The organism is Bacillus sp. LR--39, assembly GCF_053613335.1.
Genome location: NZ_JBSIOT010001346.1, coordinates 1 through 568, shown reverse-complemented (window position 1 = coordinate 568; position 568 = coordinate 1). Strand labels below are relative to the sequence as shown.

Annotated in this window: 1 pseudogene; it reads left to right on the top strand. The window is 48.6% G+C overall.

The annotated features are described in order from the left end of the window. Positions 1-568: pseudogene (gene mrfA, locus ACWHAR_RS30400) on the top strand (ATP-dependent helicase MrfA); the annotation flags it as partial.

Sequence of the window (568 nt, the reverse complement as noted above, 5' to 3'; positions counted from 1 at the left end):
TGTGTTCGGCAGCCATGTGGCAAATGTGATCCGGCGGCTGAAGCGGATCTGCCGGTTTTATGGAAGTGATCCGGTTTTTATTTGTACTTCCGCAACAATTGCCAACCCAAAGGAATTGGGAGAACAGCTGACAGGCAAACCGATGCGGCTGGTCGATGACAACGGCGCACCGAGCGGACGCAAGCATTTTGTGTTTTACAATCCGCCAATTGTGAACAAACCGCTGAATATTAGAAGGAGCGCAACCGCAGAAGTGAATGAACTGGCGAAAGAGTTCCTTAAAAACAAAGTGCAGACCATTGTTTTTGCCAGAAGCAGAGTTCGGGTGGAAATTATTTTAAGCCATATCCAGGAGCTTGTGAAAAAAGAGATTGGAACAAAATCAATCAGAGGCTATCGGGGAGGCTATCTGCCGAAAGAGCGAAGAGAAATCGAAAGAGGCCTGAGAGAAGGCGACATTTTAGGAGTGGTCAGTACGAATGCCTTAGAGCTTGGTGTTGATATCGGCCAGCTGCAAGTGTGTGTAATGACGGGGTATCCCGGAAGTGTCGCAAGTGCTTGGCAGCAG